The following is a 19680-nucleotide window of genomic DNA, read 5'->3' as shown; positions in this document are numbered from 1 at the left end:
CGCAATCGACGTTATCCGATGAGCCCGGCGGCCACCCGCCGGGCTTCTTCGTCTCCGGCGAAGACATCGTCCATCGAGGATGCCGGCGGCAGGTGGGCGAGCCTTTCCATCGTCTCCTCGGCGATGTCGGCCATGGCGAGGAAGCCGATGTGCCCGGCCACGAAGGCGTGGAAGGCGACTTCCTCGGCCGCGTTCATCACCGCGCCCTGCAGGCCGCCGCGCGTCAGCGCCGTGCGGGCAAGGCGCAGCGCCGGGAAGCGCACCTCGTCGGGCGCTTCGAAATCGAGCCGCGCGAGCTTTGCGAAATCCAGCCGGTCGACATCGAGCGGCGCGCGTTCGGGATAGGTCAGAGCGTAGCCGATGGCCGTGCGCATGTCCGGCGCGCCGAGCTGGGCGAGCACCGAGCCGTCGACATAGCCGACCATGGAATGGACGATCGACTGCGGATGGACGATGACCTCGATCTGCTCCGGCCGAACGTCGAAGAGGTGCTTGGCCTCGATCATCTCCAGCGCCTTGTTGAACATGGAGGCGCTGCCGATGGAGATCTTGAGTCCCATCGACCAGTTCGGGTGCGCGCGGGCGATATCGGCCGTCACGCCGGCCATCTCCTTGCGGCTCCAGGTGCGGAAGGGCCCGCCCGAGGCGGTGAGCACGATGCGCTCGACGGCGTGGCGCTGGTCCTCCTCCAGCGCCTGGAAGATCGCGCTGTGCTCGCTGTCGACGGGGATCAGCCGCCCGCCGCCCCTGGCGACGGCGTCGACGAAAAGGTCGCCGGCCGAAACGAGGCATTCCTTGTTGGCCAGCGCAATGTCCGCGCCGCGCTCCGCCGCCGCAAGCGTCGGGGCAAGGCCCGCCGTGCCGACGATCGCCGCCATCACCCAGTCCGCATCGCCGGAGGCCGCTTCCAGCAGCGCCGCTCGTCCCGCGGCCGCTTCGATGCCGCTGCCGGAAAGCGCGTCCTTCAGCGCGGCGTAGCGGCTCTCGTCGGCCGTCACGGCCAGTCGGGCGCCGCATTCCTTGGCCTGCGCGGCCAGCAGCTCGACATTGCCGTTGCCGGTCAGTGCCAGCACCTCGTAGCGCTCGCGCCCGCCGCGCTGGCGCACCACGTCGAGCGTGCTGGTGCCGATGGAGCCTGTCGAGCCGAGAATGGTGATGCGGCGCTTCTGCCGCGTGTCGGGAGCCATGATGATGTCCGCATTTTCTTGTGTTCTGTCTATGGCTCTACAGGCGAAAGAAGTCTGCAACAAGCCATGGAAACGCGTGAAAACGGCGGGCGGGCCGCCGTTGCCGAATCGCGGCTTGACCTTTTCGTGCGGACAGCCATAACGTCCCGGCAAAGCGGTCTTCCGCGACGATCCGATTGGAGAATTCTGTGCACCGACGCCTGAGAGTATGGACGCTCGCCTGCCTTGCCTTCTTGGCGGCAGCGCCGGCCTATGCCGACGAGCCGGTTCCCGGCGGTCTCGGCGGCACCTGGCTCGTCGAGGACATCGGCGGCAACGGCGTCATCGACGACCTGCAGACGACCCTTGAGATCAAGCCGGACGGCTCCTATGGCGGGAACGGCGGCTGCAACACCTATCGCGGCAAGCTGAAGGTGCAGAACGGCACCATCGCCTTCGCGCCGGCCGCCGCCACGCGCAAGATGTGCGCGCCGGCGATCATGGACCAGGAGCAGAAGTTCTTCGACGCGCTCGGCACCGTCATCTCCTGGAAGCTCGAGAACGGCATCCTGCACCTGACGGGCAAGGAGGGCGCGCCGGAGATCCGCCTTGCCGGCCTCAAGAACAACACGGACGTCGTCATCCGCCTGCCCGGGCCGGAGCAGAGCGTGGTGCGCGAGACGCTGAACTACCAGTGCGACGCCGACCAGCGCATCAGCGTCGAATACATCAATGTCGGCGCCAATTCGCTTGCCGTGGTGCGGATCGGCGAGGAGACGGTGATCGCCTCCAACGTCATGGCCGCCTCCGGCGCCAAATATGCCGGCGGCCGCTACGAATGGTGGACCAAGGGCGACGAGGCGACGCTCTACGACCTGACGAAGGGCGAGAACGCGCCGGGCGTCAACTGCCGCAAGACCGGCTGAGGCCGGTATCGGAGGGAAAGGGCATGCCCACGTTCCATGTCGGCCAGAAGGTCGTCTGCATCAACGACCGCTTCAAGAACGTCTCCATCGACCAGGGCATCCGCAAGGGCCAGGTCTATACGGTCCGCTGGGCGGGCCACTACCGGCACTATGTCGACGGCGATTTCTACGGCATCAAGCTGATGGAGCTCCATCGCGGCATGGACGACGGCCCGGAAGGCTACGGCGCCGTCGACATGCCCTTCCGCGCCAGCCGCTTCCGCCCGCTCGTCTCCGACCGCATCCGCACCATGCTCGGCATGAAGGCGCCGAAGCCGAAGGTCGTCGCCAAGCCGTCCATCGTCCCCGCCGTGCGCACCAAGCCGCGCGTCACCACGCCCGAGCGCGAGACGGAAGAGGTCTGATCGCCATTTCAAGGAAATGGTGATCCCGCCGCGATTCGAACGCGGGACCCCCAGATTAGGAATCTGGTGCTCTATCCTGCTGAGCTACGGGACCACTGACTGCACCCATACAAAAGCCGCGGCGGGAAGCCAAGCGATTTTCCGCGGGACGTTCCCTGCGGAACAGCGAGGCGGCGCGGCGCGTGAGACAGTCGGTTCATGGGATGAAATGGTTCATCCGCAGGAACCGACAGGAGAATGTCTCATGCGCAGGATCATGCTTTCCGCCGTCGTCGCCACTTTCGCGGCGCTTTCCTTCGCCGCGCCCTCCAGCGCCGGCGATTTCTCGATCGGCTTCGGCTTCGGCCATGGCTGGGGACATGGCCATGGGCATGGTCACGGCTGGGGCCACGGCGCCCATGTGCAGGTCTATGACGACTACGGCTACGACTGCTTCTGGAAGAAGGTGAAGCGCTACGACGCCTGGGGCAACCTCGTCATCCGCAAGGTGCGCGTCTGCCGTTGATCCTTACCTTCGCCCGGTCCTTTCCGCCTCGCCCGGCTGATGTCCCTGCAGCCGGGCGCTTTTCCGTCAGGCCGCAAGGCGGCTTTCGGCGAGCTTGACCCAGTAGGTCACGCCGTGGGGAATGGCCTCGTCGTTGAAGTCGTAGGCGGGATGGTGGAGCCCCGCCGTATCGCCGTTGCCGAGGAAGATGAAGGCGCCGGGACGGGCGAGCAGCATGTAGGAGAAATCCTCCCCGCCCATCATCGGGGCGAGCGCCGGTTCGACGGCGGCTTCGCCGGCGATCTCGCGCGCCACCGCGACCGCATGGCCGGTTTCCTCGGCATGGTTGACGGTGACGGGATAGTTGCGGTGGTAGGCGACCGTGATCTCCGCGCCGTGCGCGGCGGCAAGGCCGGCGCAGATCTGGCGGATGCGGCTTTCGGCCTCCTCGCGCATCTCCGGGCTCAGCGTGCGCACGGTGCCGGCAAGCTGCGCCTCTTCCGGGATGACGTTGTGCGCGAAGCCCGCATTGAACTTGGTGACGGAAACGACGAGCGAGGCGATGGGATCGGCGACGCGCGAGACGATGGTCTGCAATGCCGTCACCACCTGCGCGCCGATGACGATGGGATCGACCGTCTTGTGGGGCAGGGCGGCGTGGCCGCCGCGGCCCTTCACGGTGATGTTGAATTCGTCGGTCGCCGCCATGATGGGGCCGGAGCGCGTACCGAAGGCGCCGACGGGAAGGCCCGGCAGGTTGTGCATGCCGTAGACCTCGGCAATGCCGAAGCGCTCCATCATGCCGTCCTTGACCATCTCGTTGCCGCCGCCGCCGCCTTCCTCGGCCGGCTGGAAGATGACCGCCACGTTGCCGGAGAAATTGCGCGTCTCGGCAAGGTATTTCGCAGCGCCCAGCAGCATGGCGGTGTGGCCGTCGTGGCCGCAGGCGTGCATCTTGCCCCTGACGGTGGAGGACCAGGGCTTGCCGCTCGTCTCCTCGATCGGCAGCGCGTCCATGTCGGCGCGAAGGCCGATGGTGCGGCCTTCTGCCTTGCCGCGGATGAGGCCGACGACGCCGGTGCGGCCGATGCCGGTCACCACCTCGTCCACGCCGAATTCACGCAGCTTCTCGGCCACGAAGGCGGCGGTCTTTTCGACGGCGAAGAGGAGCTCGGGCTCCCGGTGCAGGTTCCGGCGCCATCCGGCGATTTCATCCTGCAATTCTGCGGCGCGGTTGAGAACGGGCATGCAACGCTTCCTGTAATTTCGGCCGTAAATTCGGCCTGCCTACCTCGATGGCTTTGCCATGAGGGTGCCATATAGGTTAAATAGGGCGACGGTTCGAGACAACTCCCGATTTCGAGGACAGACCTTTGCAGATGAACGGACGATCGACGCGCCGGAGCGCGCGGCTTTTGGGCTCCGCCCTGTTGCTTGCAGCTTCCCTTTCCGTAACCGTGGCGAATGCCAATCCGCGCATGCTGGTGGACGTCAACACGCTGAAGGTCATCGAGCACGAGGACGCGTTCCAGCGCTGGTATCCGGCTTCCCTCACCAAGCTGATGACGGCCTATACCGTCTTCCGCGCCATCAAGGCCGGCGAGTTGACGCTGGACAGCCCCGTCACCATGACGAAGAACGCCGCTGCCGAGCCGCCAGCCAAGATGTATTTCAAGCCCGGCCAGAAGATGACGCTCGACAGCGCGCTGAAGATCATCCTCGTCAAGTCGGCAAACGACGTCGCGGTCGCCATCGCCGAATCGGTCGGCGGTTCCGAGCAGCAGTTCGTGAACCGCATGAATGCGGAGGCGGCCCGCATCGGCATGACCTCCTCGCATTTCATCAATCCGAACGGCCTGCCCGGCAAGGGCCAGTACACGACGGCGCGCGACCTTGCGGTGCTCGCCGTCACGCTGAAGCGCGAATTCCCGCAATACGCGCCCTATTTCGCGCTGGAAGGCTTCACCACGGGCAAGAAGCAGTATCCGAACTTCAACATGCTGATCGGCCGCTTCGATGGGGCGGACGGCATGAAGACGGGCTTCATCTGCGCGGCCGGCTTCAACCAGGTCTCCTCGGCGACCCGCAACGGGCGCAGCGTCGTTTCGGTCGTGCTCGGCTCGGACAGCCTCGGCGCGCGCGCCGATATCTCCGCCAACCTTCTCCAGAAGGGCCTGACGGGGCCTGCCGGCAACGGCCCGACGCTCGGCCAGCTTCGCCCCTACGGCGAGACGCGCGACGTGGTCGCGGACATCTCGCAGGACATCTGCACGAAGCATGCCGCCAAGGTGCGCAGCGAGGGGCGCGACGAGGCCGGCCGCCAGAAGCTCGGCTCGCCCTATATCCATGAACTGAACCGGCCGCTGAAGCTCGTCTATGCCGGTCTCATCGCCGGCGACAGCGACAAGCCGGCGGGCGACGACAAGGTCGCCATCGGCGATATCGGCGATGCGGTCAACGTGCCGATCCCGATCCCGCGTCCCACCTACTGACAGGACTGGCCATGACCCTTGCAGAGCGGCGCGTGCCGGTTTCCGTGCTGACCGGGTTCCTGGGCGCGGGCAAGACGACCTTGCTCAACCGCCTGCTGAAGGATCCGAGCCTGACGGATACCGCCGTCATCATCAACGAGTTCGGCGAGGTCGGCATCGACCATCTCCTCGTCGAGCAATCGGGCGACGGCATCATCGAGCTTTCCGACGGGTGCCTGTGCTGCACCATCCGCGGCGAGCTGGTCGATACGCTCGCCGACCTGATGGACCGCATGCAGACGGGAAAGATCCAGCCGCTGAAGCGCGTGGTGATCGAGACGACCGGCCTTGCCGATCCCGCGCCGGTGCTCCAGGCGGTGATGGGCAATCCGGTGCTCGCCCAGTCCTTCAGCCTCGACGGCGTGATCACGGTGGTCGACGCCGTCAACGGCCTGTCGACGCTCGCGAGCCACCCGGAGGCCGTCAAGCAGGTCGCCGTCGCCGACCGCGTGCTCGTCAGCAAGACGGCGATGGCCGACGCGGCGACGCTGGAGGCGGTGAAGCGGGAGATTGCGGCGCTCAATCCGCGCGCGCCGGTATCCGATGTCGATACGCCCGGCCTTGCCGGTCCGGACCTGCTCGCCAACGGCCTCTACGATCCCGGCAGCAAGAGCGCGGACGTCCGCCGCTGGCTGCACGAGGAAGCGCACGGCCATCATCACCATGATCACGATCATGATCATGACGATCACCATCATCACCACGATCATGGACACCGGCATGCCCATGACGTGACGCGCCACGATGCGACGATCCGCTCCTTCAGCATCGTGCACGATCGCCCTATCGATCCGATAGCGCTGGAAATGTTCGTCGATCTCCTGCGCTCGGCGCATGGAGAGAAGCTGCTGCGCATGAAGGGCATCGTCGCCATGTCGAATGCGCCGGAGCGTCCGCTGGTGCTGCAGGGCGTGCAGAGCGTGTTCCATCCGCCGGAGCGTCTTGCGGCCTGGCCCGACCCGGACGACCGGCGCACGCGCCTGGTGCTGATCACGAAAGACCTGCCGGAAGCCTTCGTGCGCGACCTCTTCGACGCCTTCACCGGCACGCCCAAGATCGACCGCCCGGACCGCGCGGCGCTCGCCGACAACCCGCTGGCGATACCGGGATTGAAGCTTTAGGGTTGGGGCCACCCCCTCTGCCGCCAATCAAGTCTTCTTGCGGATCAGGAAACGGTGTCCCGCCCCTATGCGCTCGCTGGCTTCCAGCGCGTGGCCGTCCTCGTGGCAGAAATGGGGGATGTCGATGACGGCGAGGGGGTCGGTGGTCTCGACCCAGAGCGCGGTGCCGGGCGCCATGGCGGAGAGGCGCTTGCGCGTCTTCATCACCGGGAGCGGGCATTTGAGGCCGCGCAGGTCGTAGGTCTCGGTGTCGTCCTCTGCTGCCGTTCCGGTCATTTCTGCCAGAACTTCCAGAAAGGCTTCTTCGGCGTCTGCTCGACGACTTCCACGGCCGGGTTTTCCTCCGGCACCGGGACCGCGCCCGCCGTGTCCGCCGGCTTCTCCACCTCCGCTCCGACCTCGGCGGTCCGCGCTTCCTTGCGCGCCTGCCGGCCTTCGCCGAGGGGTTTTTCAGCGGTGTCCTGCGTCGCGGTTACGGCGGGCACGGCTGCGCTCTCGTCGCTGTCCTTCGTCCAGAGCTTCCAGAAGGGCTTCTTTTCCTTCTTCTCGACGACCGTCACGCCCGGGTTTTCCTCCGGCACGGGCAGGGCGCCCTTGCCCTGGGCGGCCTTCTGCGCCTTCTCGGCCGCGACGTCGGCGGCAAGGTCCTCGGCTTCCTTGATCTTCTTTTGCTCGGCCTCGATCTTCGCCTGTTCGACGGCCTGCTTTGCGCGCTCCTCGGCTTCGAGCCTGCGCTTTTCGGCCTCCTCGGCCTTGCGCTTCTGCGCCTCGATCTCGCGCTCGGTCATCAGCTTGCCGGCGTCGAGCGACGTGCCGGTCGGGGCATAGGCGAGCTCGCGGCCCTTGCGCTGGTCGGCGACGATCGCCTTGCGCTGGGCTTCGGACGGCTCGACCCAGACGGTGCCCTCGTATTTCGACAGCGCCTTCGCATAGGCGGCCGCATAGGTCTTGTTGTAGTTTGCGAGCGCCGTTTCCAGCGCGGCCGGCGTCGTCATCGCCGGGCAGGCGCCGCCCGGGGAGAAGGGCTTGTCGGCCTGCTGGTTGAAGACGTACTTGCCCTCGCAGACATTGACCTCCGGCGGGCGCTTGGTGATCTCGAAATGATCCCAGCCGACCTTCAGCATCTTCCAGAAGCCGATATTCGGATTGTCGCGGTGGCGCGCCATGTTCTCCGCGGTCATGCGGAAGGGGAAGGCCTCGAGCTGGATGGCCTTCTGCCCGCCGTCGAAGGCGTCGCGCGCGAAGGCGAAGATCTCCAGCATCTGCTCGTCGGTCATGGAATAGCAGCCGGACGACGAACAGGCGCCGTGTATCATGAGGTTGGTGCCGCTCGCCTTGTTGGCGCGGTCGTAGGTGTTCGGAAAGCCCGTGTTGATCGCGAGATAGTAGCTCGAATTCGGGTTCAGGTTGGCGCGCGAGAGCGGATAGAAGCCTTCCGGCGCCTGGCGGTCGCCTTCCTTGGTCTTCGGCCCCAGCTTGCCGGACCAGGCGCAGATCTTGTAGCTGCGCACGAGCTGGTAGCGGTTCGAGCGGTCGGCCTTCCAGATCTCCAGCCGGCCCTCTTCCTTGAGGATGCGCAGCATCATCGGCGAGGAGCGGTCGATGTTCATCGCCGCCAGCTTGCTGACGACGGACGAGGAGAGCTGATAGCCGGTCTTGCTGGATACCGTGCGCAGGTCGACGTCCACCTTGTCGAAGGAATCCAACGTCTCGTTGGTGCAGCCGGCGGCGGCAACGGCGAGAAGCGAAACGGCGGCAAGAGCTGTCAGGCGCATGCAGAATCCATGAACTATCGTCAGATCGCGAGCCGTCGCGCCGTTGCGGCGGGACGTGCTGTCGTTACCGGCTTATACTTCATAAAGCCTTAACCGGAAATTCTTTCGCGAGGCTGCCGGCAGGCTCACCGTTTCAGACACAAGGATTATGGCCGAGATGGGGCGGCGGGCGGCCTGCCGCCCGCAAATCGCCTCAGAGCTGGCGGCCGATGTTGAGGTAGCGCTGGCGGCGCTCCTTGCGCAACTGGTCGCCCGGCTTGGCGCCGAGATCCTTGAGCGCGGCGGCGATCACGTCGCCGGTGCGGCCGATCACCGCCTCGGCGTCGCGGTGCGCGCCGCCGACAGGCTCGGGAATGATGCCGTCGATGATGCCGAAGGCCTTCAGGTCCTCGGCGGTGATCTTCATGTTGCTCGCCGCTTCCTTGGCGCGGGTGGAATCGCGCCAGAGGATGGAGGCCGCGCCTTCCGGCGAGATCACGCTGTAGATGGCGTGCTCCAGCATGTAGACCCGGTCGCCGGTGGCAATGGCGATCGCGCCGCCCGAGCCGCCCTCGCCGAGAACGACGGAGACGATCGGCACGCGCACGTTGAGACACATTTCCGTGGAGCGGGCGATGGCTTCCGCCTGGCCGCGCTCCTCGGCGCCGATGCCCGGATAGGCGCCGGCGGTGTCGATGAGCGTGACGATGGGCAGGCCGAAGCGGTCGGCCATTTCCATGACGCGGATCGCCTTGCGGTAGCCTTCCGGACGGGCGCTGCCGAAATTGTGTTTCAGGCGCGACTTGGTGTCGTTGCCCTTTTCCTGGCCGATGATGGCGACCGCCTCGCCGCGGAAGCGGCCGAGGCCGGCCTGGATCGCCTCGTCCTCGGCGAACTTGCGGTCGCCGGCGAGCGGCGTGAATTCCTCGAAGAGCTGGGCGGCATAGTCGACGAAATGCGGACGCTGCGGATGGCGCGCGACCTGCGTCTTCTGCCAGGGGGTCAACTTGGAATAGATGTCGGCCATCGCCTCGCGGGCGCGCACTTCCAGCCGGCCGATCTCGTCCGTCGTGTCGATGCTCTCATCTTCCTCGGCGAGCTTGCGGAGCTCGTGGATCTTGCCTTCGAGATCCGAGATGGGCTTTTCGAAATCGAGGTAGTTGTGCATGAGATGCGTTTCCGATCGTTTGCTCAAACCGCGCCAGGCTGCCGTGGACCGGAAGGCCAGCGGCAAGCGATGGGGGTCCTAATCCGTTTTTTTCGCCTGTTTGGCAAGGGGGTGATGGGTTTGAACGAGCTCGTGCAGCCGTTCTTCCAGCACATGCGTATAGATTTGTGTCGTTGAAATGTCCGAATGACCGAGCAGTTCCTGTACCGCGCGAAGGTCCGCGCCGTTCTGCAGGAGGTGGCTGGCGAAGGCGTGGCGAAGGACGTGCGGGGAGAGCGTGGCGGCGCGGATGCCGGCCCGTCCCGCGAGCGCCTTGAGGTCGCGCGCGAAGACCTGGCGCGGCAGATGGCCCTCCTTGCTTGCCGCCGGAAAGAGGAAGTCGCCGGCCGGCGGATCGTCGTCGGCTTCCGCCGCAAGCGCCGTCCTGTAGGCCTCCATCGCGGTGACGGCGGCGCGCGACAGCGGCACCAGCCGCTCCTTGTTGCCCTTGCCCTTGACGACGAGGAAGCGCCCGGTCTGCGCCAGCACGCTCGCCGGCAGCGAGACGAGCTCGCTGACGCGCATGCCCGTCGCATAGAGGAGCTCGACGAGAAGGTGCATGCGCCGCTTGAGGAGGGGATTGCCGCCGGGTTCGTTCGCCTCCGTCTCCGCCCGGGCGATGAGGCGGGTGACGTCGTCGACGCTGAGGGTCTTCGGCAGGGCGCGGCCCTTCTTCGGCGCGTCGAGGATGCCGGTCGGGTCGTCGCCGCGCAGGCCCTCGCCGTAGAGGAACTTGAAGAATTGACGCAGCGCCGAAAGCCGCCGGGCCTGCGATGAGGCGGCAAAGCCCTGCCGCGCGAGATGGCCGAGATAGGCGCGCAGGTCGTCGGCCGTAGCCTCGGTGAGGCGCACGCCACGCCCGTTCAGGAAGGAGCGGGCGTCCTCCAGGTCGCGTTCGTAGGATTGCAGCGTGTTCGTCGCCGCGCCGCGCTCGGCGCTCATCATCTCGAGGAAGGATTCCACCTGGAGCGCCGAAGGATCCCTCATGGCTGCGGGTTCACCCGTTCGGAGGGGATGCGGATCGTCACCTCGCGCGTCGTCGGCTCGACGAACGTCACCAGCGCCACCATCGTGCCGTAGACCGAGCCGGCGATCACGGCGCAGAAGAACAGGAATCGGAACAGGGTGGGCATGACACTCTCCGGGACGACGATCCTATATCGCCCCGCCCGCCGCCGAGCGCAAGGGTAAGGGGCGCGGCGGCCCGCGAGCATCATGCGGGCGATGCGCAACAAAAGGCCCGCCGTTTGAAAGATTTTAACCAGAGGGTGCATAGGATCGGGCCCACGACGCAGACCAACTGGAAAGACCTCACGATGACCGCCATCAAAACTCCCGGCTTTACCGGCGATACGCTCGAAATCATCGCCTTCCGCCTGCACGATCAGGAATTCTGCGTGAAGACGACCACGATCCGCGAAATCCGCGGCTGGGCGCCGTCCACGCCGATCCCGCATTCGCCGCCGGACGTCATCGGCGTGATGAACCTGCGCGGCACGGTGATCCCGATCATCGACCTTGCCCACAAGCTCGGCATGAAGAGCACGGAGGCCAACGAGCGCAGCGCCATCGTCGTTGCCGAGGTGCACAGCATGGTGGTCGGCCTCGTCGTCGACCGGGTGTCCGATATACTCACCATCCGCGGCGAGCAGATCCAGCCGGTGCCGGAAGTGACGACCTCCTTCGACAAGGCCTATGCCGAGGGCATCATCGCCCATGAGAACGGCATGATCTGCTTCCTCAATCTCGCGCGCATGTTCAAGGAGCGCGACATGGAAGACATGGCGGCCTGACCGCCTCTTCCATCGCACACAGGACGAACCGCCGTGCCGGCCGCACGGCGGTTTTTTGTTGCCTGTTCGAGGCCGCAACTTTTGCGTTATTTAGCGTGCAGGCTGAAAATTCCGCCTGACGCAACGTTAACTTCCTCGACCCCGAATTGTCCCCGTTTCTCAGGGGAAAGGCGATATGTCGCTCGCTTTCCTTTATCACTTGTTAAGTCTGTCACTCTATCCTTGATTGCAAATGCGCATTCCGGCGGTTCGCCACGTCGCCTTCCGCCGAAAGAGACACCGAGGAACCCGCGCGGCCGGTGAAGCAGGCCGCGGAGAACGCAACCCAATGGCCGCCGCGCAGGCAATTCCCAGGAAGGCGTGGCCGTCGTAGAAAAGGGACAGGTCATGCTTTCATTCGCCAAGTCCATGGATGCGGGCCATATCGTCGATGCGCTGTCGCGCTCGCAGGCCGTGATCCAGTTCGATCTCAAAGGCAATATCCTCACCGCCAACGAAAACTTCTGCCGCGCGCTCGGCTACGAGCTGAAGGAGATCGTCGGCAAGCATCATCGCATCTTCTGCGACGCCGCCCATGTGGAGAGCGACGCCTACCGCCAGTTCTGGGCGCGGCTCGGCAACGGCGAATACGATTCCAACACCTACAAGCGCATCCGCAAGGACGGGGCCGAGATCTGGATCCTTGCGACCTACAATCCGGTCTTTCGCGGCGGCAAGCCCTACAAGGTCGTCAAGTTCGCCACCGACATCACCGAGGCGCGGATGCGGGCGGCGGAAGATGCCAGCAAGCTCGCGGCGATTTCCCGCTCCCAGGCGGTGATCGAGTTCACGCCGACGGGCGAGATCCTCGATGCCAATGCCAATTTCTGCGATGCGCTCGGCTACGACATTTCCGAGATTCGCGGCAAGCATCATCGCTTGTTCTGCGATCCCGCCTATACGCAGACGCAGGCCTATGCGGATTTCTGGAAGAGCCTTGCTGAAGGCAACTTCGCTTCGAGCGAATTCGTGCGCTACGGCAAGGGCGGACGGGAGATCTGGATCCAGGCGGCCTACAACCCCATCCGCGACCTCAACGGGCGCGTCTACAAGGTGGTGAAGTTCGCCACCGACGTGACGGAGCGCATGTCGGCGATCAATGCGCTCGGCGGCGCGCTGAAGGCGCTTTCCGAAGGAGACCTGACGCAGAACCTCGCCATGACGTTCGTTCCGTCGATGGAGGCGGTGCGCAAGGACTTCAACGAGGCGGTGGCAGGCCTTCACGAAGCCATGCGCACGGTCGAGACCAATGCCAATGCCATCGCCTCGGGCGCGCAGGAGATCCGCTCTGCCGCCGACGATCTCGCCAAGCGCACGGAGCAGCAGGCGGCCTCCGTCGAGGAGACGGCCGCCGCGCTCGACGAGATCACCACGACCGTCGCCGATTCGAGCCGGCGGGCCGACGAGGCCGGCACGCTGGTCGCCAAGACCCGCGCCGGGGCGGAAAAATCCGGCGAGGTCGTCAAGAAGGCGATCGACGCGATGGGGCAGATCGAGCAGTCCTCGCGGGAAATCTCCAACATCATCGGCGTCATCGACGACATCGCCTTCCAGACCAACCTGCTGGCGCTCAACGCCGGCGTGGAGGCGGCGCGCGCGGGCGAGGCCGGTAAGGGGTTCGCGGTGGTGGCGCAGGAGGTTCGCGAGCTCGCCCAGCGGTCGGCGAGCGCTGCCAAGGACATCAAGGCGCTCATCACCACCTCGGGCGAGCAGGTGAAAAGCGGGGTGGCGCTGGTCGACGAAACGGGGCGCGCGCTCCGGGAAATCCTGGAACAGGTGCAGGAGGTCCACACCAACGTGTCGGCGATCGTCGAAGCCTCGCGCGAGCAGTCGACCGGGCTTCGCGAGATCAACCAGTCCGTCAACTCCATGGACCAGGCGACGCAGAAGAACGCGGCGATGGTGGAGGAAAGCACGGCGGCAAGCCACGCGATGGCGCGGGAGGCCGAGGCGCTGCATACCCTCATCCGCCGGTTCCGGCTTTCGGGCAGCGCGCCGTCCGCGGCGCGCCCGCATACGCCGGCTCCCGTCCCGCAGCTTCATGCCGTGGCGCGCACCATGCGCGCGCCGCGTGGCTCCACGGCGGCGGCGGAGAGCTGGGAAGAGTTCTGAGCCCGCGATGCGACAGGAAGGCGGCCGGCAGCGATGCCGGCCGTCGGCATTCGTGAGGAAGCGTCAGCGGGCGGCGGGCGGCACTTCCGGCGGCGGCGGACGGCGGATCATGGGCACGGCCTCCATGACGAGCCAGTCGAGCCCTTCGCCGCCGCGGTTGTCGACGATGTCGAAAAGCTGCCGGCGCATGCGCGGCTCCCAGAATTTGTTGATATGGGTCGCCACGCCGCTCGCCGCTCCGCTCCTGGGCTGCGAATGGAAGAACGTGGCGATCTGGTTCGCCTCCCTGACCAGTCTGTTGCCTTCCGACATTCCTGTCTCCTAACCGCTGCCGACCTTGCGTCTCGCGCCGGAGGCGATGCGCCCGGCGCCTGTGAAAATCTCGAATTCATCGCCCCGGACCAGCGCGACCAGCGTCATGCCCGCCTCTTCCGCCGTGCGGATGGCAAGCGCCGTCGGCGCGGAAATGGCGATGATGAAGGGGCTGCCGACAATGGCCGTCTTCTGCACCATCTCGACGGAAACGCGGCTCGTCACGATAACCGCGCCCGCTCCGCCGTCATGGCCCGCGCGGCGCGCGGCGCCGACGAGCTTGTCGAGCGCATTGTGCCGGCCGACATCCTCGCGCACGGCGACGAGCCCCTTTCCCGGCACATAGAAGCCGGCGCCGTGCACGGCGCGGGTCGTCCTGTGCAGCGGCTGCCCGCCGTTCAGCAGATGGACCGCCTCGACGATCTCGTCCTCGCTCAAGGTCAGCGCCGACGAGCGCACGGACGGCGTGACGCGCACCGCCTGCTCGATCGATTCGATGCCGCAGAGGCCGCAGCCGACCGGCCCCGCCATATGGCGGCGGCGGGCGACGAGCGCGTCGTTGCTGGCATCCGCAAGGCGGATCTGCAGGTCGATGCCCTTGTCTTCCGCGACGACCTCGATGGCCTCGATCTCGCCGAGACCCGCGATGATGCCCTCGGTCAGGCTGAAGCCGGTGGCGAAGTCCTCGAGGTCAGCGGGCGTTGCCATCATCACCGCATGGGTGGAGCCGGCATAGGAGAAGGCGACCGGCGTTTCTTCCGGCACGAAGCGCTCGCCGTCCTCCATCCGCCCGCTGCGGCGGGCGATCTCGGCAACCTTGATCGTGGTGGAAAAGCCCGTCACGGTCGTTCCTATTCCGCCGCCTCCATCTTGCCGGCGATGCGGCGCGCGCGGCGCGCCACCTCGTCATATTCGACCTGCCATTCGGACGGGCCGTTCGACGGGGAGATCTGCACGGCGGTCACCTTGTATTCCGGGCAACTGGTCGCCCAGTCGGCGAAATCGGTGGTGATGACGTTCGCCTGCGTGCCCGGATGGTGGAAGGTCGTGTAGACGACGCCCGGCGCCACGCGGTCGGTGACGAGCGCGCGCAGCGTCGTCTCGCCGGCACGGCTGGCGAGGCGCACCCAGTCGCCGTCGCGGATGCCGCGGTTCTCCGCGTCGTGCGGGTGGATCTCCAGCCGGTCCTCGGCATGCCAGGCGACATTGTCGGTGCGCCGCGTCTGGGCGCCGACATTGTACTGGCTGAGGATGCGGCCGGTGGTCAGAAGCAGCGGGAAGCGCGGGCCGGTCTTCTCGTCGGTCGCGACATATTCCGTGCGGATGAACTTGCCCTTGCCGCGCACGAAGCCGTCGACATGCATGATCGGCGAGCCGAGCGGATGCTGCTCGTTGCAGGGCCACTGGATGGAGCCGACCTTGTCGAGGTAATCATAGGAAACGAGGGCGAAGCTCGGAGTGGTCGCTGCGATCTCGTCCATGATCTCGGAGGGATGGGTGTAGTTCCAGTCGAGGCCCATCGCCCTTGCGAGGTTCTGCGTGACCTCCCAGTCGGCATAGCCGTTCCTCGGCGTCATGACGCGGCGAACCCGGTTGATGCGGCGTTCGGCATTGGTGAAGGTGCCGTCCTTCTCCAGGAAGGTCGAGCCCGGCAGGAAGACATGGGCATAGTTCGCCGTCTCGTTGAGGAAGAGGTCCTGCACGACGACGCATTCCATGGAGGAAAGGCCGGCGGCGACGTGCCGCGTGTCGGGGTCGGACTGGAGGATGTCCTCGCCCTGCACGTAGAGGGCCTTGAACGAGCCGTCCACGGCCGCATCCAGCATGTTGTTGACGCGCAGGCCCGGCTCGGGATTGAGCGTCACGCCCCACATCTTCTCGTAGATGTCGCGCGTGCTCTCGTCCGAGATGTGGCGATAGCCCGGCAGCTCGTGCGGGAAGGAGCCCATGTCGCAGGAGCCCTGCACGTTGTTCTGGCCGCGCAGCGGGTTCACGCCGACGCCCGTCCGGCCGATATTGCCGGTGACCATGGCGAGGTTGGCGATGGCGATGACGGCGGTCGAGCCTTGGCTGTGCTCGGTGACGCCGAGGCCGTAGTAGATCGAGCCGTTGCCGCCGGTGGCGAAGAGCCGGGCGGCGCCGCGCAGCGCCTCGGCCGGCACGCCGGTGAAGGCCTCGGTCTCTTCCGGGCTGTGGCGCGGCTCGGCGACGAAGGCGGCCCAGTCCTCGAATTCCGACCAGTCGCAGCGCTCGCGGATGAACGCCTCGTCGCAAAGCCCTTCGGTGACGATGACATGGGCGAGTGCGGTGAGGATGGCGACGTTCGTGCCGGGCTTCAGCGGCAGGTGGAAGGCGGCCTTCACATGCGGCGCGGAGACAAGCTCGGTGCGGCGCGGATCGATGACGATGAGCTTGGCGCCCTCGCGCAGGCGCTTCTTCATGCGCGAGGCGAAGACCGGATGGGCGTCGCTCGGATTGGCGCCGATGATGATGATGACGTCCGTGTGCTCGACGGAATCGAAATCCTGCGTGCCGGCGGAGGTGCCGAAGGTCTGGCCGAGGCCGTAGCCGGTCGGCGAATGGCAGACGCGCGCGCAGGTATCGACATTGTTGTTGCCGAAGCCGGCGCGGACCAGCTTCTGCACGATATAGGTCTCCTCGTTCGTGCAGCGCGAGGAGGTGAGGGCGCCGATCGAATCCCGGCCGTACTGGTACTGGATGCGGCGGAATTCGGAGACGACATGCGCATAGGCCTCTTCCCAGGTGACTTCACGCCAGGGGTCGGAGGTCTTCTCGCGGATCATCGGGTTGAGGATGCGCTCGCGATGGGTCGAGTAACCATAAGCGAAGCGGCCCTTGACGCAGGAATGGCCGTGGTTGGCCTTGCCGTCCTTCCAGGGCACCATGCGCACCAGCTCCTCGCCGCGCATCTCCGCCTTGAAGTTGCAGCCGACGCCGCAATAGGCGCAGGTCGTGATGACGGAATGCTCCGGCTGGCCGATCTCGATGACCGACTTCTCCGTCAGCGTCGCCGTCGGGCAGGCCTGCACGCAGGCGCCGCAGGAGACGCATTCGGATTCCAGGAAATTCTCGTGCATGCCGGCCGAGACGAAGCTGTCGAAGCCGCGGCCCTCGATGGTGAGCGCGAAGGTGCCCTGCACCTCCTCGCAGGCCCGGACGCAGCGCGAGCAGACGATGCACTTGGAGGGATCGTAGGTGAAATAGGGGTTGGATTCGTCCTTCGGCGTCCAGCGGGCGTTGATCTCGCCGTTGTTGCGCGGCTTGACGTGGTTTTCGCCGTCATAGCCGTAGCGCACGTCGCGAAGGCCGACGGCGCCGGCCATGTCCTGCAGCTCGCAGTCGCCGTTTGCCGCGCAGGTGAGGCAGTCGAGCGGGTGGTCGGAGATGTAGAGCTCCATCACGCCCTTGCGGATCTGCTTGAGGCGGCTCGTCTGGGTATGGACGACGAGGCCGGGCGCGACGGGCGTCGTGCAGGAGGCGGGCGTGCCGTTCCGCCCCTCGATCTCCACGAGACAGAGGCGGCAGGAGCCGAAGGCGTCCACCATGTCGGTGGCGCAGAGCTTGGGCACCTCGATGCCGGCCTCCATCGAGGCGCGCATGATGGAAGTGCCTTCCGGCACGGTAATCTCGTTCCCGTCGATGGTGAGCGTCACCATCTTCTCGGAGCGGGAGGCGGGCGTGCCGTAGTCGATTTCAGAAATCAGGGGCATGGGATCACTCCGCAGCTTGGGCGATGGGCGCCGGCGAAAAATCTTCCGGGAAGTGGGTCATGGCGCTCATGACCGGATAGGGCGTGAAGCCGCCGAGCGCACAGAGCGAACCGAACTTCATCGTGTTGCAGAGATCGGTGAGCAGCGCGCGGTTCTTCTCCGGCTCGATGCCCTCGGCGATCTTGTCGGCGGTCTCCACGCCGCGCGTCGAGCCGATGCGGCAGGGCGTGCACTTGCCGCAGCTTTCGACGGCGCAGAACTCCATGGCGAAGCGCGCCTGCTTGAGCATGTCGACCGTGTCGTCGAAGACGGTGATGCCGGCGTGGCCGATCAGCCCGTCCTTTGCCGCGAAGGCCTCATAGTCGAAGGGCGTATCGAAGAGGGCGCGCGGGAAATAAGCCCCGAGCGGACCGCCCACCTGCACGGCGCGCACCGGCCGGCCGGAGGCCGTTCCGCCGCCGATGGCATCGACGATCTCGCCGAGCGTCAGGCCGAAGGCGGTCTCGTAGAGGCCGCCATGCTTGACGTTGCCGGCGATCTGGATCGGGATGGTGCCGCGCGAGCGGCCCATGCCGAAATCGCGGTAGTAAGCTGCCCCCTTTTCCATGACGACCGGCACGGAGGCGAGCGAGATGACGTTGTTGACGACGGTGGGGCGGCCGAGGAAGCCCTGCAGCGCCGGCAGCGGGGGCTTGGCACGCACGACGCCGCGCTTGCCTTCGAGGCTGTTGAGCAGCGCCGTCTCCTCGCCGCAGACATAGGCGCCGGCGCCGGTGCGGATCTCCATGTCGAAGGCCTTGCCGGAGCCGAGCACGGACGGGCCGAGGATGCCGGCGGCGCGCGCGATGTCGATGGCGTCGCTCATGGCGGCGATGGCATGGGGATATTCGGAGCGGGTGTAGACGTAGCCCTTGGTCGCGCCGGTCGCGAGGCCGGCGATCGCCATGCCCTCGATCAGCACGAAGGGATCGCCCTCCATGATCATGCGGTCGGCGAAGGTGCCGCTGTCGCCCTCGTCGGCGTTGCAGACGATGTATTTCTTCTCGCCCGGCGCCTCCAGCACGGTCTTCCACTTGATGCCCGTCGGAAAGCCCGCGCCGCCGCGTCCGCGAAGGCCGCTGTCGGTGACTTCCTTGACGATGTCGGCGGGCGCCATGGCGATGGCCTTTTCGAGGCCGAGGAGGCCGCCATGGGCCTTGTAGTCGGCAAGCGAGAGCGGGTCGGTGACGCCGCAGCGGGCGAAGGTGAGGCGGGTCTGGTTCCTGAGGAAGGCGATCTCCTCGGTCTTGCCGAGACAGAGCGGATGCGCCTTGCCCTCGATGAGGCCGGCGTCGAGAAGGCCTGCCACGTCGGACGGTTTCACCGGGCCGTAGGCGATGCGGCCGGCGGCGGTCTCCACCTCGACCAGCGGCTCCAGCCAATGCATGCCGCGCGAGCCGTTGCGCACGATCGTGATGTCGATCCCGCGGCCTGCCGCTTCCTCGGCGAGTTTCTTCGCGACGCGGTCTGCGCCGAGCGCAAGGGCCGCGGCATCGCGGGGAACGTAGAGACGAACGGTCATCGGCGTGCCTCCGCGACGAGTTCGGCGGCAAGGTCGGCGTCGAGCCTTCCATGCACCTCGCCGTCCAGCATGGCGGACGGCGCGCAGGAACAGAGGCCGAGACAGTAGACGGGTTCGAGCGTCACCGCGCCGTCGAGGGTCGTCTGATGGAAGTCGATGCCGAGCAGCGCCTTCACGCGGGCGGCGATATCGTCCCCGCCCATCGACTGGCAGGCCTCGGCGCGACAGAGCTTCAGGACATGCCGGCCGGCGGGATGGTCGCGATAGTCGTGGTAGAAGGTGACGACGCCGTGCACCTCGGCGCGCGACAGGTTGAGCTCCTGTGCGATGATCGGCAGGCTCTCTTGCGGGACATAGCCGAACTCCGCCTGGATCTCGTGCAGGATGGGCAGAAGCGGCCCTTCCAGACCCTTCAATGCGCCGACAATCGCCAGCGTCTTCGTTCCGACATCGTTGCCGGCGACGTGAACATTCATGATCTGGCCTCCCAACCTGCACGAATGAACCGCAGGGAAGTGCCGGTTCCGTCGCGCCGATAC

The 19680-nt window shown here is 66.3% G+C and carries 19 protein-coding genes and 1 tRNA gene; 7 read left to right on the top strand and 13 right to left on the bottom strand.

Features of this window, described 5'->3' with window-relative positions:
• Positions 1-11: 11 nt before the first annotated feature.
• Positions 12-1187 carry a 1-deoxy-D-xylulose-5-phosphate reductoisomerase gene (gene dxr / locus HNQ66_RS19310; protein ID WP_184145814.1) on the bottom strand — a complete coding sequence of 392 codons (1176 nt, stop codon included), beginning with the start codon at positions 1185-1187 and terminating at the stop codon, positions 12-14.
• Between the two features lie 188 nt (positions 1188-1375).
• Here dxr and HNQ66_RS23620 point away from each other — a divergent pair, with 188 nt between their 5' ends.
• Together HNQ66_RS23620 and HNQ66_RS19300 are read left to right on the top strand one after the other, a co-directional pair.
• Positions 1376-2092 carry an META domain-containing protein gene (locus HNQ66_RS23620; protein ID WP_343059565.1) on the top strand — a complete coding sequence of 239 codons (717 nt, stop codon included), beginning with the start codon at positions 1376-1378 and terminating at the stop codon, positions 2090-2092.
• A gap of 23 nt (positions 2093-2115) precedes the next feature.
• Positions 2116-2496, top strand: a complete 381-nt coding sequence (locus HNQ66_RS19300; RefSeq protein ID WP_184145813.1) for a CAP-Gly domain protein — start codon at positions 2116-2118, stop codon at positions 2494-2496.
• A gap of 17 nt (positions 2497-2513) precedes the next feature.
• Here the strand turns inward: HNQ66_RS19300 and HNQ66_RS19295 are convergent.
• Positions 2514-2590: transfer RNA gene (locus HNQ66_RS19295), tRNA-Arg, on the bottom strand.
• A gap of 150 nt (positions 2591-2740) precedes the next feature.
• Between HNQ66_RS19295 and HNQ66_RS19290 the strand changes: the two genes are divergently transcribed.
• Positions 2741-3001 (top strand): hypothetical protein, encoded by a 261-nt coding sequence (locus HNQ66_RS19290; RefSeq protein WP_184145812.1) that lies wholly within the window; start codon positions 2741-2743, stop codon positions 2999-3001.
• Between the two features lie 66 nt (positions 3002-3067).
• Here HNQ66_RS19290 and HNQ66_RS19285 read toward each other — a convergent pair whose 3' ends face one another.
• Positions 3068-4228, bottom strand: coding sequence for a M20 aminoacylase family protein (locus HNQ66_RS19285; protein ID WP_184145811.1), 1161 nt, complete (start codon positions 4226-4228; stop codon positions 3068-3070).
• Positions 4229-4359: 131 nt separating this feature from the next.
• Between HNQ66_RS19285 and HNQ66_RS19280 the strand changes: the two genes are divergently transcribed.
• Positions 4360-5472 (top strand): D-alanyl-D-alanine carboxypeptidase family protein, encoded by a 1113-nt coding sequence (locus HNQ66_RS19280; RefSeq protein WP_184145810.1) that lies wholly within the window; start codon positions 4360-4362, stop codon positions 5470-5472.
• 11 nt (positions 5473-5483) lie between these two features.
• Complete coding sequence (locus HNQ66_RS19275) at positions 5484-6632, top strand: CobW family GTP-binding protein (RefSeq protein WP_184145809.1); 1149 nt, start codon at positions 5484-5486, stop codon at positions 6630-6632.
• Between the two features lie 27 nt (positions 6633-6659).
• Here HNQ66_RS19275 and HNQ66_RS19270 read toward each other — a convergent pair whose 3' ends face one another.
• The 5 genes from HNQ66_RS19270 to HNQ66_RS19250 all read right to left on the bottom strand — a co-directional run bounded on the left by HNQ66_RS19270 (position 6660) and on the right by HNQ66_RS19250 (position 10726).
• On the bottom strand, positions 6660-6908 hold the full coding sequence (locus tag HNQ66_RS19270) for a sulfurtransferase TusA family protein (protein ID WP_184145808.1): 249 nt from the start codon (positions 6906-6908) through the stop codon (positions 6660-6662).
• The gene (locus HNQ66_RS19265; RefSeq protein WP_184145807.1) at positions 6905-8407 is read right to left on the bottom strand and encodes a L,D-transpeptidase family protein; all 1503 of its coding nucleotides are present in this window, start codon (positions 8405-8407) and stop codon (positions 6905-6907) included. Before HNQ66_RS19265 ends, HNQ66_RS19270 begins: the two co-directional genes overlap by 4 nt.
• Before the next feature lie 193 nt (positions 8408-8600).
• Complete coding sequence (locus HNQ66_RS19260; protein ID WP_184145806.1) at positions 8601-9554, bottom strand: acetyl-CoA carboxylase carboxyltransferase subunit alpha; 954 nt, start codon at positions 9552-9554, stop codon at positions 8601-8603.
• 78 nt (positions 9555-9632) lie between these two features.
• Positions 9633-10580, bottom strand: coding sequence for a site-specific tyrosine recombinase XerD (gene xerD / locus HNQ66_RS19255; protein WP_184145805.1), 948 nt, complete (start codon positions 10578-10580; stop codon positions 9633-9635).
• Entirely contained in the window at positions 10577-10726 is a 150-nt protein-coding gene (locus tag HNQ66_RS19250) for a hypothetical protein (RefSeq protein WP_184145804.1), read from the bottom strand. The genes xerD and HNQ66_RS19250 overlap by 4 nt, the downstream gene beginning before the upstream one ends.
• A 183-nt stretch (positions 10727-10909) precedes the next feature.
• Between HNQ66_RS19250 and HNQ66_RS19245 the strand changes: the two genes are divergently transcribed.
• Positions 10910-11386: a chemotaxis protein CheW gene (locus tag HNQ66_RS19245; RefSeq protein ID WP_184145803.1), complete on the top strand. Its 477-nt coding sequence runs from the start codon at positions 10910-10912 to the stop codon at positions 11384-11386.
• A 387-nt stretch (positions 11387-11773) separates the two neighbouring features.
• Positions 11774-13537, top strand: a complete 1764-nt coding sequence (locus HNQ66_RS19240) for a methyl-accepting chemotaxis protein (protein ID WP_184145802.1) — start codon at positions 11774-11776, stop codon at positions 13535-13537.
• Between the two features lie 63 nt (positions 13538-13600).
• Here HNQ66_RS19240 and HNQ66_RS19235 read toward each other — a convergent pair whose 3' ends face one another.
• From HNQ66_RS19235 to HNQ66_RS19215, 5 genes are all read right to left on the bottom strand, one after another.
• Positions 13601-13849 carry a formate dehydrogenase subunit delta gene (locus HNQ66_RS19235; protein ID WP_184145801.1) on the bottom strand — a complete coding sequence of 83 codons (249 nt, stop codon included), beginning with the start codon at positions 13847-13849 and terminating at the stop codon, positions 13601-13603.
• A gap of 9 nt (positions 13850-13858) precedes the next feature.
• Positions 13859-14635 (bottom strand): formate dehydrogenase accessory sulfurtransferase FdhD, encoded by a 777-nt coding sequence (gene fdhD, locus HNQ66_RS19230; protein ID WP_210308833.1) that lies wholly within the window; start codon positions 14633-14635, stop codon positions 13859-13861.
• 65 nt (positions 14636-14700) lie between these two features.
• Complete coding sequence (gene fdhF / locus HNQ66_RS19225; protein WP_184145799.1) at positions 14701-17580, bottom strand: formate dehydrogenase subunit alpha; 2880 nt, start codon at positions 17578-17580, stop codon at positions 14701-14703.
• Between the two features lie 4 nt (positions 17581-17584).
• On the bottom strand, positions 17585-19141 hold the full coding sequence (locus HNQ66_RS19220; RefSeq protein ID WP_184145798.1) for a formate dehydrogenase beta subunit: 1557 nt from the start codon (positions 19139-19141) through the stop codon (positions 17585-17587).
• On the bottom strand, positions 19138-19617 hold the full coding sequence (locus HNQ66_RS19215; protein WP_184145797.1) for a formate dehydrogenase subunit gamma: 480 nt from the start codon (positions 19615-19617) through the stop codon (positions 19138-19140). Before HNQ66_RS19215 ends, HNQ66_RS19220 begins: the two co-directional genes overlap by 4 nt.
• Positions 19618-19680 lie beyond the last annotated feature (63 nt).

This window comes from Shinella fusca, assembly GCF_014203155.1.
GTDB lineage: Bacteria > Pseudomonadota > Alphaproteobacteria > Rhizobiales > Rhizobiaceae > Shinella > Shinella fusca.
The sequence above is the reverse complement of the archived record's forward strand: the minus strand, read 5'-3'. Positions and strand labels throughout refer to the sequence as shown.

Bases quoted from the DNA above. Each gene is read 5' to 3' on its own strand.
- dxr (WP_184145814.1), bottom strand. From the start codon at position 1,187: ATGGCTCCCGACACGCGGCAGAAGCGCCGCATCACCATTCTCGGCTCG.
- HNQ66_RS19300 (WP_184145813.1), top strand. From the start codon at position 2,116: ATGCCCACGTTCCATGTCGGCCAGAAGGTCGTCTGCATCAACGACCGC.
- HNQ66_RS19290 (WP_184145812.1), top strand. From the start codon at position 2,741: ATGCGCAGGATCATGCTTTCCGCCGTCGTCGCCACTTTCGCGGCGCTT.
- HNQ66_RS19285 (WP_184145811.1), bottom strand. From the start codon at position 4,228: ATGCCCGTTCTCAACCGCGCCGCAGAATTGCAGGATGAAATCGCCGGA.
- HNQ66_RS19280 (WP_184145810.1), top strand. From the start codon at position 4,360: ATGAACGGACGATCGACGCGCCGGAGCGCGCGGCTTTTGGGCTCCGCC.
- HNQ66_RS19275 (WP_184145809.1), top strand. From the start codon at position 5,484: ATGACCCTTGCAGAGCGGCGCGTGCCGGTTTCCGTGCTGACCGGGTTC.
- HNQ66_RS19270 (WP_184145808.1), bottom strand. From the start codon at position 6,908: ATGACCGGAACGGCAGCAGAGGACGACACCGAGACCTACGACCTGCGC.
- HNQ66_RS19265 (WP_184145807.1), bottom strand. From the start codon at position 8,407: ATGCGCCTGACAGCTCTTGCCGCCGTTTCGCTTCTCGCCGTTGCCGCC.
- HNQ66_RS19260 (WP_184145806.1), bottom strand. From the start codon at position 9,554: ATGCACAACTACCTCGATTTCGAAAAGCCCATCTCGGATCTCGAAGGC.
- xerD (WP_184145805.1), bottom strand. From the start codon at position 10,580: ATGAGGGATCCTTCGGCGCTCCAGGTGGAATCCTTCCTCGAGATGATG.
- HNQ66_RS19250 (WP_184145804.1), bottom strand. From the start codon at position 10,726: ATGCCCACCCTGTTCCGATTCCTGTTCTTCTGCGCCGTGATCGCCGGC.
- HNQ66_RS19245 (WP_184145803.1), top strand. From the start codon at position 10,910: ATGACCGCCATCAAAACTCCCGGCTTTACCGGCGATACGCTCGAAATC.
- HNQ66_RS19240 (WP_184145802.1), top strand. From the start codon at position 11,774: ATGCTTTCATTCGCCAAGTCCATGGATGCGGGCCATATCGTCGATGCG.
- HNQ66_RS19235 (WP_184145801.1), bottom strand. From the start codon at position 13,849: ATGTCGGAAGGCAACAGACTGGTCAGGGAGGCGAACCAGATCGCCACG.
- fdhD (WP_210308833.1), bottom strand. From the start codon at position 14,635: ATGGAGGACGGCGAGCGCTTCGTGCCGGAAGAAACGCCGGTCGCCTTC.
- fdhF (WP_184145799.1), bottom strand. From the start codon at position 17,580: ATGCCCCTGATTTCTGAAATCGACTACGGCACGCCCGCCTCCCGCTCC.
- HNQ66_RS19220 (WP_184145798.1), bottom strand. From the start codon at position 19,141: ATGACCGTTCGTCTCTACGTTCCCCGCGATGCCGCGGCCCTTGCGCTC.
- HNQ66_RS19215 (WP_184145797.1), bottom strand. From the start codon at position 19,617: ATGAATGTTCACGTCGCCGGCAACGATGTCGGAACGAAGACGCTGGCG.